Origin of the sequence: Actinoplanes sp. NPDC049599 (assembly GCF_044465625.1) — a bacterium.
In the GTDB taxonomy this organism is placed as follows: Bacteria; Actinomycetota; Actinomycetes; order Mycobacteriales; family Micromonosporaceae; genus Actinoplanes.
In genome coordinates, this window is sequence record NZ_JBITLX010000024.1 from 2075 (window position 1) to 18683 (window position 16609).

At 71.5% G+C, this 16609-nt stretch carries 14 protein-coding genes; 4 read left to right on the forward strand and 10 right to left on the reverse strand.

Going from position 1 to position 16609, the window contains the following annotated elements; all coding sequences use genetic code 11:
- The first annotated feature begins 1032 nt into the window (after positions 1–1032).
- Positions 1033–2055 carry a hypothetical protein gene (locus ACIBQZ_RS32115; protein ID WP_396092579.1) on the forward strand — a complete coding sequence of 341 codons (1023 nt, stop codon included), beginning with the start codon at positions 1033–1035 and terminating at the stop codon, positions 2053–2055.
- Between the two features lie 325 nt (positions 2056–2380).
- On the opposite strand, the gene ACIBQZ_RS32120 is transcribed toward ACIBQZ_RS32115, so the two are convergent.
- Together ACIBQZ_RS32120 and ACIBQZ_RS32125 are read right to left on the reverse strand one after the other, a co-directional pair.
- Positions 2381–3340 carry a D-alanine--D-alanine ligase gene (locus tag ACIBQZ_RS32120; RefSeq protein ID WP_396092580.1) on the reverse strand — a complete coding sequence of 320 codons (960 nt, stop codon included), beginning with the start codon at positions 3338–3340 and terminating at the stop codon, positions 2381–2383.
- Complete coding sequence (locus ACIBQZ_RS32125) at positions 3337–4638, reverse strand: PLP-dependent aminotransferase family protein (RefSeq protein WP_396092581.1); 1302 nt, start codon at positions 4636–4638, stop codon at positions 3337–3339. Before ACIBQZ_RS32125 ends, ACIBQZ_RS32120 begins: the two co-directional genes overlap by 4 nt.
- A gap of 198 nt (positions 4639–4836) precedes the next feature.
- On the opposite strand from ACIBQZ_RS32125, the gene ACIBQZ_RS32130 reads away from it, so the two are divergent.
- Positions 4837–5502, forward strand: coding sequence for a GNAT family N-acetyltransferase (locus ACIBQZ_RS32130; protein ID WP_396092582.1), 666 nt, complete (start codon positions 4837–4839; stop codon positions 5500–5502).
- 3 nt (positions 5503–5505) lie between these two features.
- Here ACIBQZ_RS32130 and ACIBQZ_RS32135 read toward each other — a convergent pair whose 3' ends face one another.
- The 8 genes from ACIBQZ_RS32135 to ACIBQZ_RS32170 all read right to left on the reverse strand — a co-directional run bounded on the left by ACIBQZ_RS32135 (position 5506) and on the right by ACIBQZ_RS32170 (position 14471).
- Positions 5506–6657: an N-acetylmuramoyl-L-alanine amidase gene (locus ACIBQZ_RS32135; protein ID WP_396092583.1), complete on the reverse strand. Its 1152-nt coding sequence runs from the start codon at positions 6655–6657 to the stop codon at positions 5506–5508.
- Between the two features lie 136 nt (positions 6658–6793).
- Entirely contained in the window at positions 6794–7117 is a 324-nt protein-coding gene (trxA, locus tag ACIBQZ_RS32140) for a thioredoxin (RefSeq protein WP_396092584.1), read from the reverse strand.
- A 16-nt stretch (positions 7118–7133) separates the two neighbouring features.
- Positions 7134–8093, reverse strand: coding sequence for a thioredoxin-disulfide reductase (trxB, locus tag ACIBQZ_RS32145; protein ID WP_396092585.1), 960 nt, complete (start codon positions 8091–8093; stop codon positions 7134–7136).
- 146 nt (positions 8094–8239) lie between these two features.
- Positions 8240–9223, reverse strand: a complete 984-nt coding sequence (locus tag ACIBQZ_RS32150) for a hypothetical protein (protein ID WP_396092586.1) — start codon at positions 9221–9223, stop codon at positions 8240–8242.
- Positions 9220–9978 carry an RNA polymerase sigma factor SigM gene (gene sigM, locus ACIBQZ_RS32155; RefSeq protein ID WP_396092587.1) on the reverse strand — a complete coding sequence of 253 codons (759 nt, stop codon included), beginning with the start codon at positions 9976–9978 and terminating at the stop codon, positions 9220–9222. Before sigM ends, ACIBQZ_RS32150 begins: the two co-directional genes overlap by 4 nt.
- A gap of 60 nt (positions 9979–10038) precedes the next feature.
- The gene (locus ACIBQZ_RS32160; RefSeq protein ID WP_396092588.1) at positions 10039–11577 is read right to left on the reverse strand and encodes a protein kinase family protein; all 1539 of its coding nucleotides are present in this window, start codon (positions 11575–11577) and stop codon (positions 10039–10041) included.
- Positions 11578–11753: 176 nt separating this feature from the next.
- The gene (gene murJ, locus ACIBQZ_RS32165; RefSeq protein ID WP_396092589.1) at positions 11754–13520 is read right to left on the reverse strand and encodes a murein biosynthesis integral membrane protein MurJ; all 1767 of its coding nucleotides are present in this window, start codon (positions 13518–13520) and stop codon (positions 11754–11756) included.
- Positions 13521–13571: 51 nt separating this feature from the next.
- Entirely contained in the window at positions 13572–14471 is a 900-nt protein-coding gene (locus ACIBQZ_RS32170; protein ID WP_396092590.1) for a hypothetical protein, read from the reverse strand.
- A 74-nt stretch (positions 14472–14545) separates the two neighbouring features.
- On the opposite strand from ACIBQZ_RS32170, the gene ACIBQZ_RS32175 reads away from it, so the two are divergent.
- Positions 14546–15976 carry a CCA tRNA nucleotidyltransferase gene (locus ACIBQZ_RS32175; RefSeq protein ID WP_396092591.1) on the forward strand — a complete coding sequence of 477 codons (1431 nt, stop codon included), beginning with the start codon at positions 14546–14548 and terminating at the stop codon, positions 15974–15976.
- Positions 15977–16006: 30 nt separating this feature from the next.
- Positions 16007–16465 carry a methylated-DNA--[protein]-cysteine S-methyltransferase gene (locus tag ACIBQZ_RS32180; RefSeq protein WP_396092592.1) on the forward strand — a complete coding sequence of 153 codons (459 nt, stop codon included), beginning with the start codon at positions 16007–16009 and terminating at the stop codon, positions 16463–16465.
- Positions 16466–16609: the final 144 nt, after the last annotated feature.

Sequence of the window (16609 nt, forward strand, 5' to 3'; positions counted from 1 at the left end):
CCCGGAGCCCGGAGCCCGGAGCCCGGAGCCCGGAGCCCGGAGCCCGGAGCCCGGAGCCCGGAGCCCGGAGCCCGGAGCCCGGAGCCCGGAGCCCGGAGCCCGGGCGCGCGACAGGCCCTGAAATGCAGTCTCGTCGGAGCGCGTCCCCCGGAGAAAATCCCCCAGGGGGAAGGGCTCCCGGACAAGATGCCGCGAGCCCTTCAACCCCTTCGAGCTAGCCGATCCAGATTCTCAGAAGGCAAGAGAGGATCGGCAGCGCCCGCCAAGGCCGGCACCGTCCACCACCACGGAGCAGCCGCGAGCCAGGCGTGCGGGTGTGACGCCAGTCGAGGTGCGGTCGGTGGCGACGGGATCATGTAGCGCCGGATCGGGCCCGGGCAAGAAATCCTCAGGCCGTCCGCTGCCCCCCAACCAGACCAGCACGCCCTCAGGACCCAACAAACGCGAGGCAGGAGAACCACCCTCCACCCCGCCCGCCCAAAGCCCATCGATGCCGACCCCACCCCCAACACCGACCACGGGCGGAAGCCGAACAGAGCCCGACCCCACCCACCCCCAACCCACCTCCAAGACCGAATCGAACCCCCGCATCCCGACCCCAGCACAACCCAAACCAAGCCACCCGTTTCACGTGAAACGAAGCCCAGAAGCCCCAGACTGCCCGCCCTCCCTCAGCAACCCCACACCCCCACCCCACGCCCCAACGAGATCGGCAACGAGCACTATCCACAAGCTGTGCGTAGAGACTGTTGAAGACGCTCCCCGTGGCCGTTTCACGTGAAACAACTCCGATGGATGACACGTCGTCCACTGCTGTATCCACAGGGGGTGCACGCGTTCTACGTCGTGTTTCACGTGAACCTGGTCAGCCTGTGGATAACTTTTGTGGATAACTACGGCCGTGGCGCGGCGCCCACCGAACGTGACGGGTGTCGACGTTTTGGGGACTGTCTGAACGGGTGAGGGCGCATCGGCGGGTCCGCCGGAAATTGACCCGGGACAGTCGCCGGTGGGCTGGGCTAGGGTCACGTCGTGCCCCAGAACCCCCCGCCGCTCCCCGACTTCACGCGCTGGCCTTCGTTCCCTTTTGAGGGCGACATGCGCGTGAAGAAACTTGCCGAGCCGGTCGCGGTGGAGCCCCCGCGCAGTGGCGAGGACGCCGCCGATTGCGTCGCCTGCAACACCCCGGATGACGCGTACATCTGGGTCAGTGAGCGGTGGCGCGTCCGCGGCATGGACCGGCCCACGGGCCTGCCGATGGTCTTGATCCTCGAGTGCCGCTCGCACCTCGACATCGGCGATCTGCCCAACCTGCTGGCGGCGGAACTCGGCGTGATGACGGTCCGGCTCGAGCGCGCGATCCGAACCCTCGACGGCGTCGCCCGCGTGCACGTGAACCGCTGGGGCGACGGCTCGGCGCACCTGCACATGTGGTTCCTGGCGCGCCCCTACGGGCGGCTGCAGCTGCGCGGCACGTTCCTGTCGCTCTGGGACGACCTGCTGCCGGTCATCCCGGAGGAGCAGTGGCTCGAAAACCTGGCGCTCGTCGCCGAGTGGCTCGCCGGCTTCGGCGGCCGCGCGATCGCCGAACCTCCCCACATCCACTGGCAGTCGCCGTCCACGTTTGGCAACGAAGCACCAAGCGCCCCGGACACGACCGCCACCCCCGACGCACGCCCCCCGGCCGTCGGCACGGACCGCGAGTCCGACCACGCCGAGCCGGCCCCCCGCAGCGACCTCACCGCCGTCAACGCGGAAACCCGCGACCTATCCCCCTACGCCCTCCCCAACGGCGCGTCCCGCGCCGCAACCCCAGAACCATCCACAAGCTCACCGCAAACGACCGAGCCCGACGCACCCAAGCTCCCCGACGCATCCGGTACGGCCACAGCACCCCCAACCGCAAACCCGGCCGCACCGACACACGGCTCAGCACCGGAGTCGCCGCTGAACGAAGCACGCCCCCAAGCCCAGGACACCCCCGGAGCCGGGGAACAGAACGTGGTCCCGACACCCGACAAGGCGCCGGCAACCAACGCGCCCCACCCGCACTGACAAGGTCGACGCGACCGCCCGAACACTCCCCGGCCCCGATCAAACGGCTGGCGCCGCGCGACCCGCAGCCTCAAATCGGCTCCACACGCGCACAGGCGGGGACTGCGCCCAACCCAGACGACAGCGAGCGGGCCGGTTGCCCGGCGGACCACCTCATCAACTTCCGTGTATCACCCGCCGTCAGTGCAGGAGTGCGCCACGGGACGCGGCCGGCCACGCCCGCTCCTCGCAGACGCAGCCCCCGCTCCCGCACATCCGGCCAGCCCACAAACAGCAAAACGGCCGCCCCGAAATCCGGAGCGACCGCCTCACCACCAACCTCACCTCACCCGGGCCCGCGCGCCACAGCCCGCCCCACCAACCCAGCCAGCAGCTTCCCGAAATCCATTCCCTCAGCCTGCACAGCCAACGGCAGCAACGACGTCTCCGTCATCCCCGGCGACACGTTCACCCCCAGCACGTGCGGCCGCCCCTCCCCGTCCACGATCAGATCCACCCGCGACAGATCCCGCACACCCAGAGCCGCGTGCGCCGCCAGAGCCGCCGAAGCCACCGCCTCGGCCACCTCCTCCGACAGCCGCGCCGGCGCGTGCCACGTCGTCAGCCCCGCCGTGTACCGGGCCGCGTAGTCGTACACCCCGTCCCGCGGGACGATCTCCACCGCCGGAAGAGCCCGCGGCCCCTCCCCCAGGTCGACCACCGACACCGCCACGTCCTTGCCCGGCACGAACTTCTCCACCAGCGCCGTCGAGTCGTACGCGAAGCAGCCCACCATCGCCGCCGGCAGTGCGCTCGCCTCCCGGATTACCGCCGCGCCCAGGCCCGAGCCGCCCTGGGCCGGCTTCACCATCAGCGGCAGGCCCAGCCGGTCCACGATCCGGTCCAGGACCGCCACCGCGCCCAGTTCCGAGAAGCGGTCGTGCGGCAGCGCCACCCAGTCCGGGGTCGGTATCCCCGCGTCGCGCAGCATCGACTTCGCGGTCGGCTTGTCCCAGGCGAGCCGGGACGCGCGGGCGTCGCAGCCCACGTACGGGACGCCGCACAGGTCCAGCACCCCGCGCAGCGAGCCGTCCTCGCCCGTCGCGCCGTGCAGGGCGATCACGACCGCGTCGGGTGGGTCCTCCTTGAGGGTCGGCAGCAGCGACACGTCCGCGTCGCGCAGTTCGGCCGACAGGCCCGTTGCGCGCAGCGCGTCGAGCACGCGGCGGCCCGATCGCAGGGACACGTCGCGTTCGTAGGACAGACCGCCGGCCAGTACCAAGACGTGCGTCATGGCAGTGATCATGCCAAGTCCGGGCCGGGGGTGTCGGCGCCGGCGTGCCCGCGGCGGTGCGGCGGGGTGGTCGGGCCGAAGACCGCGCGCATGGCCAGTTCCTGTTCCATCACGCCGGCCAGCCGGCGGACGCCCTCGCGGATGCGGTCCGGTGGCGGGAACGAGAAGTTGAGCCGGAGGTTGGCGCGGCCGGTGCCGTCCGCGTAGAAGCCGGTGCCGGGCACGTAGGCGACGCGGGCCGCGATAGCCCGCGGCATCATCGCCTTCGAGTCGAGGCCCTCCGGCAGGCTGGCCCAGACGAACAGGCCGCCGCCCGGGTTGGTCCAGGTGGTGCCGGCCGGCATCAGGTCGTGGAGCGCGTCGAGCAGCGCGTCGCGGCGTTCGCGGTAGATCTCGCGGTACGTCTTGATCTGCTCGCGCCACGGCATGGTCGACAGGTACTGCGTCACGGCGCCCTGGGCGAACGCGCTCGGGCACAGGATGTTCGCCTCGCTGGCCATCACCAGCTTCTCGCGTACCGCATGGGGGGCCAGGATCCAGCCGACCCGCAGGCCGGGCGCGAAGGTCTTGGAGAACGTGCTCACGTACAAGATCCCCGCGCGCCGGCGGGCCCGGAGCGGCCGCGGCGCCTCGCCCGCGAAACTGAGCATCCCGTACGGGTCGTCCTCGACGATCAGCAGGTGGTGCCGTTCGCAGATGTCCAGGATCTCCTCGCGCCGGGCGTCGGTCAGCGTGACACCGGCCGGGTTCTGGTACGTCGGGATGGTGTAGAGGAACTTGGCGCGCCCGGCCGCGGAGACGATGGCCTGTTCGAGCGCGGCCGGCACCAGCCCGTCCGCGTCGATGGCGACGTGCCGCACCTGTGCCTGGGCGGCCTGGAACACGCCGAGTGCGCCGACGTAGGTCGGCCCCTCGGCGAGCACCACGTCACCCGGGTCCAGGAACAGCCGTGCCACCAGGTCGAGACCTTGCTGGCCGCCGACGGTCACCACCACGTCGTCCGGGGACGCGCCGGTGGACGCGTCGATGCCGGACAGGCTCATGACCTCGCAGATGCGCTCGCGGAGCTCGATCGTGCCCTGGCCGATGCCGTACTGCAGGCTGGTCGTGCCGAGCTCGGTCGCGAGCCGGCCCATCATCTCGCCGACCGCGTCGAGCGGCAGCGCCGCGATGTACGGCGAACCGCCGGCCAGCGAGACCACCTCGGGGCGGCTCGCCACGGCGAACAGCGCGCGGATCTCGGACGTGGTCATCCCGCGGACCCGACGCGCGTAGCGGTCGGTGTAGTCGTCTTGAGTCGTGCCGGTCATGCGGCTTCACCTCGATATTCAGCTGGTCACATCGGGAACCATGCTAAAGGTCCGACGCCCGGGGCGGCCTGCGGTTAACGACCGTTACGCTCCCGTTCAAGGCCATTGCGGCGTAGTATCCCTGCGGGGGCGCGGACAAGCATGTGGACAGGACCGTGCTTCGAGTCCGGACAAATCGCCGATTCTCAAGGGGTCCGCATGTCGCGACGCCTGGTCAACTTGACTCTCGACACGCTCGAGGACCTGCCCCGGCCCTGCCGGCAGTGTGTCTTCTGGGAGCTGGATCCGGTCTCCGCCGAACGCGCCTGCGCCACGGGTGACCCCGGCCTGGAGAAGGAGGCCTGGGTGTCGCAGACCCTGCTCGAATGGGGGAGCTGCGGCAAACTGGCCTACGTCGACGGGATGCCCGCCGGCTTTGTCATGTACGCCCCGCCGGCCTACGTGCCGCGTTCCATGGCGTTCCCCACATCGCCGGTCTCGGCGGACGCGGCGTTGCTGATGACCGCGCACGTGGTGGCCGCGTTCGCGGGCGGCGGCCTGGGGCGGATGCTCGTCCAGGGCGTGGCGCGGGATCTCACCAAGCGGGGCGTCAAGGCGATCGAGGCCTTCGGCGACGCGAAGTTCGGCGAGCCCGGCGAGGGCGAGGAAGGCTGCGTCGCCCCGGTCGACTTCTTCCTGTCGGTCGGCTTCAAGACGGTACGCCCGCACCCGCGCTACCCGCGGCTGCGGCTGGAGCTCCGCACGGCGCTGTCCTGGAAGTCCGACGTCGAGTACGCGCTGGAGAAGCTGCTCGGCTCGATGAGCCCCGAGACGCTGCTCCGCCCGGTGCGCCCGGTGGCCGCCACCACCTCCACGCCCGACTGAGCGTCAGGCGTTGCGGGAGGCCAGCGCGAGCCGCAGCTGCCGGACGTCGATCGAACCGGTCGGCACGTCGGCCTCGACGGGGAAGTACATGCGCTGGACGGCGGCCAGGAGCGCCTCGACGACCTGCTCACGGAAGGCCGGGTCGATCAGGCGGGCCCGGTCGGTGGGCGAGGTCAGGTAGCCCACGTCCACCCGTACCGCCGGCATCCGGGTGAGCCGCAGCAGCTCCCAGGTCTTGGCGTGGATCCGGCAGTCCTGCATGCCGGTGCGCACCACGATCTCGCGCTGCACCAGGTTGGCGAGCCGCTCCCCCACCGTCGAGGTGAGCCCGCTGCCGGTGCCGTAGTGGTACGTCGCCACGCCCTCGGCCGCGGGCGACTCCTGGCCGTCCAGGTGCAACGAGATGAACAGGTCGGCGCCGAGGCTGTTGGCCAGCGCCGCCCGCTCCTGGCCGGTCATCGGCTGGACCGGGGACGGCCCGCGGGTCAGGTGCACGCGCATGCCGGCGGCCAGCAGCCGGCCCTCGAGCCGGGTGGCGAAGTCGAAGGCGAGGTCGGCCTCGGTCCACCGCAGCTGCCCGTCCGGCACGATCACGCCGAGGTCCTCGGCGCCGCCGTGTCCCGGGTCGATGACGATGGTCTTGCCGACCAGGCTGGAACCGGACTGGCGGAACGCCTCCGCCTCGCGCAGCCACTGCGGGCGGCCACCGACGACCTTACGACCGAGGCGGCGCAGCGCCTTCATGGTCTGCGGGCCGCACGAGCCGTCCGGGGTGAGGCCGCACTCGCGCTGGAACTGGGCCACGGCGCGGGCCGTGCGGGGACCGTAGATGGCGTCGGCGCGGCCGCTGTCGAAGCCCATCTCGAGCAGCCGCTCCTGCAGCGCCCGGACGTCCTCGCCGACCAGCGACGTCGGCACCGAGTGGTAGAGCGTACGGGCGCCGAGCTTCCAGCGGGCTCCGTCGAGCGCCTGCCAGGTCTCGGGGCCGACCAGCCCGTCGACGCCGATGCCGCGGCTCTGCTGGAAGGCCCGTACGGCGTTCTCGGTGGATTCGTCGAAGGCCTCGGTGGCCACCGGAAGCAGGTCCAGGCTCACCAGGATCGACTGGATCTCCTCCACGGCCGGTCCGGTGTCTCCACGTCGGATCGAACGCACGCGCGGCTCCCTAACAACTGGGGGGAAGAGCAGAGGGCAACTCACGGAGAGTACCCCGCGACGGCCTTCCGGCAACGGTTGATGACATGCGCAACGCCCCGCACCCGGACGGATGCGAGGCGTTGCGGAAGCTAACTCAGAGTGCCGACTCGATGAAGCTCACCAGGGCGCCCTTGGGCTTGGCGCCGGCGACGGAGTTGACCGCCTCACCGCCCTTGAACATGGTCAGCGTCGGCACGGACATCACCCGGTAGGCGCGGGCGGTCTCCGGGTTCTCGTCGATGTTGACCTTGACGATCTGCACCTTGTCGCCCATTTCGCTGGCGATCTCGGCGAGCAGCGGGTCGACCTTCTTGCACGGCGCGCACCACTCGGCCCAGAAGTCGACCAGCACCGGCTTGTCGGACTGCAGCACGTCGGTGACGAAAGTCGCGTCGGTGACCGCCTTGGTTGCTCCCACGGATAACCCTCCTGATTTACAGCTCTACGAACGAGGCGATGAAGCGTTCCGCGTCGAGCGCGGCGGCGCAACCGGTGCCGGCGGCCGTGATGGCCTGGCGGTAGGTGTGGTCGACGAGGTCGCCGGCGGCGAACACTCCCGGGATGTTGGTGCGGGTGCTGGGGGCGTCGACCTTGACGTAGCCCTCGTCGTCCATCTCGACCTGGCCCTTGAACAGCTCGCTGCGCGGGTCGTGGCCGATGGCGACGAAGACGCCGGTCACGTCCAGGACCTTGGTCTCGCCGGTCTGCAGGTTGCGCAGCCGGGCGCCGGCCACCTTGCCGTCGTCACCGAGGATCTCCTCGACGACGCTGTTCCACTCGACCTTGATCTTCGGGTTTGAGCTGGCCCGCAGCGCCATCACCTTGCTGGCGCGGAACGAGTCGCGCCGGTGCACGATCGTCACCGTCTCGGCGAAGCGGGTGAGGAAGGTCGCCTCCTCCATCGCGGAGTCGCCGCCGCCCACCACGATGATGTGCTGGTTGCGGAAGAAGAAGCCGTCACAGGTGGCACAGGACGACACGCCGTGACCGAGCAGCTCCTGCTCGCCGGGCACGCCCAGCGGACGCCACGCGGAGCCGGTGGAGAGGATGACGGCGCGGGCGAAATACTGCTTCTCGCCCACCCAGACCGTCTTCAGACCCTCGGCACCCGCCGCGGTGGGCTTGTCGCCCAGCTCGACGCGGGTGGCGTCGTCGGTGATGAACTCGGCGCCGAACTTCTCGGCCTGCTTGCGCATGTTGTCCATGAGCTCGGGGCCCATGATCCCGTCCGGGTGACCGGGGAAGTTCTCGACCTCGGTGGTGGTCATCAGGGCGCCACCGGACTGCACACCCTCGATGACGAGCGGCTTGAGGTTCGCCCGGGCCGCGTAGAGCGCCGCGGTGTAACCGGACGGTCCCGAGCCGATGATGATCAGGTTTCGGACCTCGTCCACTGCCGACTCCTCAGTCTGGGGTTCGCCGCATCAACGGCGACATCGCATGGTGGAACGCTCATCGTATGAGGGCGCATTCCCGCGCGTCACGGCATGTGCCGGAGGGCATAGGTGGCCCACCTCACGCCGGGCGGGACGACGTCCGTTCAGCCTACCTTCACCGATGCGAGGGTGGCCGCGCCGACTCCGGGCGTGCCGCAGGCCGGGCCGGACGCCCACACCCACGAGCCGGCGGCGGTGCTGAACTCCACGATCAGCGCCGGGGCGCCGTTGAACCGGGCGAAGTCGATGGTCTGCGGAGTGATCTCACCGGCGCCGTGCTGGGCCGCGATCGCATCGAGGCAGGCGCGCAGGGCGTCCGCCGCCCGCAGCCGGTCCAGCCCGGCGCTGGTCGTGGTCAGCCCGCCGGCGGCCGGCATGCTGTTGCGGAAGTCGCCGGCCTGGTCCTCGTCGAGCTGCGGCTGGGGCGCCTTCACCCGCTGGCGGGCGGCCTGCTCCAGGGTGTCCGGGCGGTAGTCGGTGCCGCTCGCGTTCAGCCGCACGGAACCCTCGGGCAGCGCGAGCTCCGCATCACCGGCGGCCAGCGGCGCCGCCTGCTCGGCGCCGGCACCCGAGCTGGTGGCCGTATCCTGGCTCGCCTCGCCGGCGAACTGCTGCTGCAGACCGAAACCCACAAACGCCAGCACCCCGGCGGCGATCCCCACCGGCGCGGCCCACCGCAGGCGGCGCGCCGGCCTACTGCGAGACCCCGACGGTACGGCGACCAGATGCCGATCAGGCGCAGCACCATCACTCCCCGGCTCCATGGCGGCCGGCCCGACCGTGACACCTGAAGAACGGTCACCGATCGAGGGGGACGTGACCCGCTCCTCCCGGCCGGCCGAGAGCAAGGCCGCGTCGAGGCGGGCGCACACGTCGGCGGGCATCGGCTCGGCGCTCGCGCCCAGCGCCTGCAACTGGCCGGACACCGCGGCGACCCCGCCGGCGAGCTGGGCGTGCGCGTCGCGCCAGGCGGCGTCCTCAGTGATCAGTGCGGCGACCACAGCCTCGTCGGGGGTGCCGTCCAGCGCGCCGCCGACATAGTCGGCCAGCAGGTCGATGTCGACCCCACTGAACTCTGCCCCGGTCACTGCTGGTCCCCTCGGTCAGGCCCGCTGTCACGGGCGGACGGGTGCTGTGTCGTCACGCCCGACCCGGATGGGACGCGCGCGGCGGCTGACCGGTTCCCGGCGTGATCGCCGTCTCCCCCGCCCCGCCCGGCGGGGCCCTCGGCCGGGGTGCCGTCGGAGCCCGTCCGCAAGTGGCCGAGGGCCAGGGCCATCCGGGCGCGACCGCGGGCGCACCGGCTCTTGATCGTGCCCTCGGCGACCCCGAGGATCTCCGCCGCCTCGATCACCGGGTAGCCCTGGACGTCGACCAGCACCAGGGCCGCGCGCTGCTCGACCGGCAGGGCCGCCAGCGCCGCGCGGACCACCAGGGCGGTGTCGTGGTCCTGGATCGGTGCGGCCGGCTCGGGACCGCCGGGGCTGTCCTCCGACCGGGAACCGTCGGGCAGCGGCACCGTGGGGTGGGCCTGCCGCCGGCGGATCCGGTCCAGGCACGCGTTCACCACGATGCGGTGCAGCCAGGTGGTCACGGCGGACTCGCCGCGGAACCTTGCCGCGCCGCGGTGCGCCGACAGCAGCGCGTCCTGCACCGCGTCGGCGGCCTCCTCGCGGTCGCCGATCGTGCGCAGGGCCACCGCCCACAGCCGGTCCCGGTGCCGGCGGACCAGCTCGTTGAACGCCTGCGGATCACCGTCGACGTGCGCACGCAGCAGTTCGGCGTCCGTCCGCCCGGGGTTGTCCGGGGCGGACGTGCCAGTCTGCGCGTCGCCGGAAGTCACGCCCAGCAATCTAGCCGAGCGGGGCGATCAGGTGGTGCGACCGGGTGGGCCGCCCCGCCGTCAGTTGCCGTAGACCTCGACCTTGCTGATCTCGGCGCGGTACTTGCCGTCGCTGTCCTGCGGCAACTCGGTGATGAAGACCAGGATGTACTGGTATTTCAGGTTCTCGTCGAAGACCGGGAACACGGCGTTGGTGCCGTCCGTCTTGCCCGTGTCGCCGTCACCCAGTTTTTTGTAGGTCTCGACGATCTTCTTGTCACCGTTGGAGGTGTTGCCCGGGTCGGTGGAGCCGGTCCGGATGTCCATCGCGATGCCGGGCGCCGAGGTCTCGACCCGGACGTCGCTGACGGTGCGCGGGCTGCCCAGGTTGATCAGCAGGCCCATGCCGGGCTTGTTGTAGAACTTCGCCTGCAGGAAGCCCGAGGTCTTCCAGACCGTGTCCTTGTCGTCGTCGACGGTGTACGCGGCCTCACCCTCGTCGGTGCGGTCACCCTCCGGCGGGTCGACGATCCGGACCATGTCCGGGGTGATGGTCAGCTTCTTCGGCGGGGCGGCCGGCGCCGCGTCCTCGCCGGTGGTGCCGGTGTCGGTGCCCGCGGAATCCTGCGGCGCGGTGTTGGCCTGGGTGGTCGACGGCTTGTCGTTGCCCGACTCGCTGATCGCCCGGATGCCGAAGACCAGCCCGATCACCGCGATCACCAGCAGCGCGCCGACGCCGATGGCGATCTTGCGGGTGCTGCGGACCGGCTCGGCCGAGGTGCCCTGGGTGAAGCGCAGCGGGCCGACGTCCTCGTAGTCCTCGTCGGCGGAGTCCAGCCGGGCCAGCTCGGCGGTGAGCGCGTCCGCCTCGGGGGTTGCGACCCGCTTGTCGAGCAGGTCCATGGTCAGGTCGTCGAGGTAGGCCGGGATGCCGGCGCGGATCTGCCGGGGCGGGACGACCGACCCGGTGCCGTCGCGCATCGCGTCGGGCAGCGCCGAACCGCGGATCTCGGCGTGCGGCCAGTGGCCGGTCAGCGAGAAGTAGAGGATGCCGCCGACCGAGCGCACGTCCGTCTCGGTGCTGTCGGCGGAGTCGGCGCGCGCGTCGGCGAGCACGATCCGGCCGTCGTCACCGATCAGCGTGGTGCCGGGGTGCACGTTGCCGTGGACCATGCCGGTGGCGTGGACCGCGGCCAGCGCGTCGGCGATGGAGTGCGCGATCGCGGTGGCCCGTGCCGGGTCCAGCGGTCCCTCCTGCGCCACCAGCTCGCGCAGCGCCTCGCCGTCCACCCATTCCCGCACCACGTAGGCCCGGGAGCCCTCGTCGATGGCGTCGTAGACGCCGACCAGGTTGGGGTGTATGACGCGGCTCGCGTCGACCGCGGCCTGCAGCATCTCGGTCGCGGAGTCGCCGCCGGGATACCGCAGCACGACCGCTACGGGGCGCCGGAGGATCACGTCGATGCCGCGCCAGACCTGCCGCCCGGCGCTGTCGTTGTTGACGTGTTCCTCGAGCTGGTACCGCTCGGCCAGGATCTCACCGACGGTGGGTGCACCGAAGGTCATGACCGGCCCGGCCTCATCGGCCGCGGTCTCGTGGCCTTCGCCGACCTGGGTCACCAGTCCTCCTCGGTGGGTCCGCACGTGTCGAGCACGACCTTACCCGCCCCGGGCCAGTGACCTACACGTCATCCCCCGCCGCGGCATCCGTCCGGGGCCGCCCGCCAGGGCCGTTTCCGCCGCTCGGTGGGGCGAAACTACCTGATCAGAGAATTATCCACAGGTTTTCCACATCGTTAGCGACCGAGTTTGCGCCGCACCATGCCGACGACCTGGTTGATCTCGTGCACCCGCAGCAGCGCGGCGCTCGCCAGGTACACCACCATGATCGTTCCGCCGGCGACGAGGACTTGCACCGCGGCTGTCAATCGCCCGGGCGTGTCACCCCCGGGCAGCAGGTGCATGACGAGCAGGCCGGCGGCGGCGGCGACCGCGGCGGCCACGAGCACCTTCAGCAGAGCCTTGGCCACCGAGCCGAGGTTGAGCCGGCCGATCCGGCGGCGCAGCACGGCGAGCGAGATCACCGCCGACAGCAGGTACGACACGGCGTTGGCGGCGGTCATGCCGGCCGCCGCGAGCGAGTCGGAGAGCACCTCGGCCAGCACGAAGTAGCCGGCGATCCGGAGCAGCACGACCGGGATGTTGATCAGCGCGACCGTCTTGTTGCCCTGCAGCGCGTAGAAGGCATAGGTGCAGAGGTAGCTGACCGAGAGCGGGATCACAGCGAACGCGGCCACCACGAGCACGGTGCCGGTGGCGAAGGCGTCCCGGTAGGTGAAGGCGCCGCCCTGGAACAGCGTGACCGCGATCGGCACGCCGAGGACGCCGTACGCGACGGCGATCGGGGCCAGGGCGGTGACTGTCAGCCGGATGCCGCGGCTCAGGTCGGCGCTGACGTCGGCGTGCCGGCCCTCGGCGGCGGCGGCGCTCATCTTGGGCAGCAGGGCGGTCATCACCGAGACGCCGATGATGCCGTGCGCCATCATGGTCAGCAGGTAGACGTTGTTGAAGGCCAGCACGCTGGCGTTGTTGCCGCCGGAGACGCCGTTGAGCACCCGGACCACGACGAAGACCGCGAGCTGGTTGGCGGCGACGTAACAGAGCATCCAGCCGGCCAGCCGGCCCACCTCGCCGAGGCCGAGCGAGCGCGGCGCCCACCGCCACTTCCAGGCGAAGCCGACCTTGCGCAACGCGGGCAGCAGGCCGATCGTCTGGGCCACCATGCCGAGCAGCGTGCCGCCGGCGATCAGAGCGATCCGCCCGGCCGTCATGTCCTCGGGCGCGAAGCCCTTGGTGGTGCCGAAGACCACGATGAAGACGCCGCAGGTGGCGATGACGACGAGGTTGTTCAGGATCGGCGCCCACATCGGCGCGGCGAAATGCCCGCGCACGTTGAGCACCGCGCTGATCATCGCGGACACGCCGGTGAAGAAGATGATCGGCAGGATCAGGTACGCGAACGCGGTGACCAGCTTCTGATAGCCGCCGGTCGTGTTGTCGCTCGACTGGATCGCGGTGATCAACGGCGCGGCCGCCACCACCAGCACCGTGGCGAGGCCGAGCATGACAACCGCGAAGGTCAGCAGGCGCTGGGTGAACAGCAGGCCGCCGTCGGGGTCGGCCTTGCGCCGCCGCACCAGCAGCGGGATCAGCACGCTGGAGAGGATGCCGCCGAGCAGCAGCTCGTAGATCTGGCCCGGCAGGAACTGCGCGCTGGTGTACGCGTCGCCGATGCCGGCGCCCAGCGTCATGCCGATCAGCATGTTGCGGACGAAGCCGATGATCCGGCTGACCAGGCTGCCGGCCGCCATGATCGCGCTGTTGCCGGCCGTGCTGCCGCCCTCGCTCCCGCCGTCGGTGGGCGGCACGTCCTCGGGCGGCAACGCCTGGTCGCCGGCCGCGGTGGTGCCCGGCTCGTCCACCGAGATCAGGATCGCGCCGTCGGACGACTGGGGGTCACCGTCGCTCGCCGCGTGCGCGCTCCGGTACAGGCCGCCGTTCACCAAGACCTCCCCAGGGGTACTGACACACCGTCACCCTAGCCAGGCCGCGCCTCAGACGTGTCGGCGCAGCAGGGTGCCGGGCAGTGCGCCGGCCAGCGTCTCGACCATCCAGCAGGCCTCGACGGGCACCAGCGGCTCGCTGAGCGCGTCCAGCACGGTCGGGTGGTCGCAGCCCGCCTCGGTGAGCACCCCGAGCAGGTCGTTGACCGGGCGCAGGTCGCCGGTGTCCGCGATGTGCCGGGCCAGCGGCCGGACCTGGGCGTACCACTGCTCCTCCGGCAGCCGGGACAGCCGCTGGGCTGCCTGCCGTACCAGCTCGGCCAGGCCCTCGCGCGGGAAGCGGGAGCCGCCGCGGACCTCGAGCCGCACCTCGGCCGGGGTGGTGTAGGCCGCGACCGCGGCCTCGTCGATCACCCGGGGTGACGGCGCGGCCGGCTGCGGCCACCAGCTCTCCGCGGCGAACAGCGGCAGCGGCGCCTGCTCCGGACCCACCGGTACGGGCGGCGGCACCGCCCGGTGCAGCGACCGGTACGCGGCCGCACGCACCGCCGCCACCGCGCTCCGGTCGTCGTCGTCGGTCGGCGGCGCGAACGGCGACAGCAGCGCCACGACCAGCCCCGGATGCGGCATGGTCGGATCCTCCAGGGCGATCACCCGGGCGCACAGCTCCAGCTCGTGCCAGCGCAGCGCGGCCGGGTGCGGCCGGCCCGGCGCGGCCCAGCCCAGCTGCACCGGCTCGCTGCCGGCCGGCTCGCGCAGCCCCAGGGTCTGCTCGCCGGTGCTCAGGTCGAGGTCGAGCACGAGGCCGTAGCCGCCGGTGACCGGCAGGCTCACCCGCAGCTCGGCCGGGTCGGGATCGGGGAACGCGCCGTCGTGGGCGAACAGCAGGGACCAGAACCGCGGGTCCTCGCTGAGGCGACGCAGCGCCTCGGGAACGGGCACGCTGCCCATCCTGCCCGCTGCCTCCGGCGACCGCCAAGACCGCCGCTCTGGCGCCGAGTCCGGGCAGCTAGTCTGGTCGTCCCATGTCTGAGTTGAGCAAAGCCCAGCGCAACGCCGTCGCGGAGTTGCTGCGGGTCTCCCCCGTCGCCGACGAGTTGGGGCGTCGTTTCGGCGCCGCCGGCCACGAGTTGCACCTGGTCGGTGGCTCGGTGCGGGACGCGCTGCTCGGCCGGCTCGGCGACGACCTCGACTTCTGCACCGACGCCCGGCCGGAGCAGACCCTCGCGCTGGTCAAGAGCTGGGCGGACGCGATCTGGGAGACCGGCCGCGAGTTCGGCACGATCGGGATCCAGAAGGACGGCCTGCGGATCGAGATCACCACGTTCCGGGCCGAGGCGTACGACGGGGTGACCCGTAACCCGGTGGTGGAGTACGGCGACAACCTGCTCGACGACCTGCGCCGGCGCGATTTCACGATCAACGCGATGGCGGTCAGCCTGCCGGAGCACGTCTTCACCGACCCGTACGGCGGGCTCGAGGATCTGGCCGGCGGGCTCATCCGGACGCCGGACTCCCCCGCCCGGTCGTTCGGCGATGATCCACTTCGGATGCTGCGCGCGGCCCGGTTCGCCGCCAAGCTGCGGTTCGCCGTGGACAAGCCGGTCGTCGAGGCGATGACGGACATGGCCGCCGATCTCGACCGGATCACCGCCGAGCGTATCCGCGACGAGTTCACCAAGCTGCTCTGCGGGCTGGACCCGATCGCCGGGCTGCGGCTGCTGGTCGACACCGGGCTGGCCGACCGGTTCATCCCGGAGATCTCCGGCCTCAAGCTGGAGATCGACGAGCACGCCCAGCACAAGGACGTCTACGAGCACACGCTGATCGTGGTCAGCAACGCCATCCGGCTGGAGGGCGACGCCGGCCCGGACTTCGCGCTGCGGATGGCGGCGCTGATGCACGACATCGGCAAGCCGGCCACCAAGGCGGTCGGCCGCGACGGCCGGGTCAGCTTCCATCACCACGAGGTGGTCGGCGCGCGGCTGACCAAGCAGCGGATGAAGGCGATGAAGTACCCCAAGGACGTGACGTCCGACGTGGTCGAGCTGGTCGCCCTGCACCTGCGCTTCTACGGGTACGGCCGGGGCGAGTGGACCGACTCGGCGGTCCGGCGGTATGTGACCGACGCCGGTGAGCTGTTGCCCCGGCTGCACAAACTCACCCGCTCCGACTGCACGACCCGCAACAAGCGCAAGGCGGCGGCGCTGTCCGCCGACTACGACGCGCTGGAGGAGCGGATCGCCCGGATCGAGGCCGAGGAGGACCTGGCCCGGGTCCGGCCCGACCTGGACGGCAACGCGATCATGGAGCTGCTCGGCGTGCCGCCGGGACCGATCGTGGGCCAGGCCTGGCGGTTCCTCAAGGAGCTGCGGCTGGACCGCGGCCCGCTGGACCGCGACGAGGCCGAGGCGGAGCTGCAGCGCTGGGCCCGGGAACACGGGCACATCTCCTGACCTGTCGTACCCCTGGGGCAGGATGGGGTCGTGCAGCTGGTGGTGGAGTCCCCGATCGGACCGCTCGGCATCGTGCTCGACGGTGACGTGGTGGTCGGCGTGCGCTTCGGCGCGACCCACGGCGAGTCCGGCGAGCATCCGGCGGTCGCCGAGCTGGCGGCCTACTTCGCCGGCACGCTCACCGACTTCACCGTGCCGGTCGAGCTGCGCGGCGGCTCCCATTTCGAGCGCGCGGTGTGGGACCAGATCGCGGCCATCCCGTACGGCGAAATGGTGACCTACGGCGCCATCGCCACGGCATTGGGTGATCCCGGCGCGGCCCGTGCCGTGGGGACGGCGTGCAACCACAACCCGGTGCCGGTGATCGTGCCGTGTCACCGGGTGGTCGGGGCCGGCGCCAAGCTGGTCGGCTTCGGCGGCGGGCTGCCCCGCAAGCGGCAGTTGCTGGAGCTGGAGGCCCGGGTCGCCCTGGAGCGCGCCTGGGGCTGAGATCACCGGCGACAGGTGCCGTCCGCGGCGAGCGGGCCGAGGCTCTCAGCTCCGGCCCCGGCGGCGCCTCTGCCCGGCCGACGGCCAGCGGGTTCAGCTCCAGCCGCAGGGCACGTGTGCCCTGCGGCTGGGCGGGCATGGCGC

Bases quoted from the DNA above. Each gene is read 5' to 3' on its own strand.
- ACIBQZ_RS32125 (WP_396092581.1), bottom strand. From the start codon at position 4,638: ATGACCGGCACGACTCAAGACGACTACACCGACCGCTACGCGCGTCGG.
- ACIBQZ_RS32130 (WP_396092582.1), top strand. From the start codon at position 4,837: ATGTCGCGACGCCTGGTCAACTTGACTCTCGACACGCTCGAGGACCTG.
- ACIBQZ_RS32170 (WP_396092590.1), bottom strand. From the start codon at position 14,471: ATGGGCAGCGTGCCCGTTCCCGAGGCGCTGCGTCGCCTCAGCGAGGAC.
- ACIBQZ_RS32120 (WP_396092580.1), bottom strand. From the start codon at position 3,340: ATGATCACTGCCATGACGCACGTCTTGGTACTGGCCGGCGGTCTGTCC.
- ACIBQZ_RS32175 (WP_396092591.1), top strand. From the start codon at position 14,546: ATGTCTGAGTTGAGCAAAGCCCAGCGCAACGCCGTCGCGGAGTTGCTG.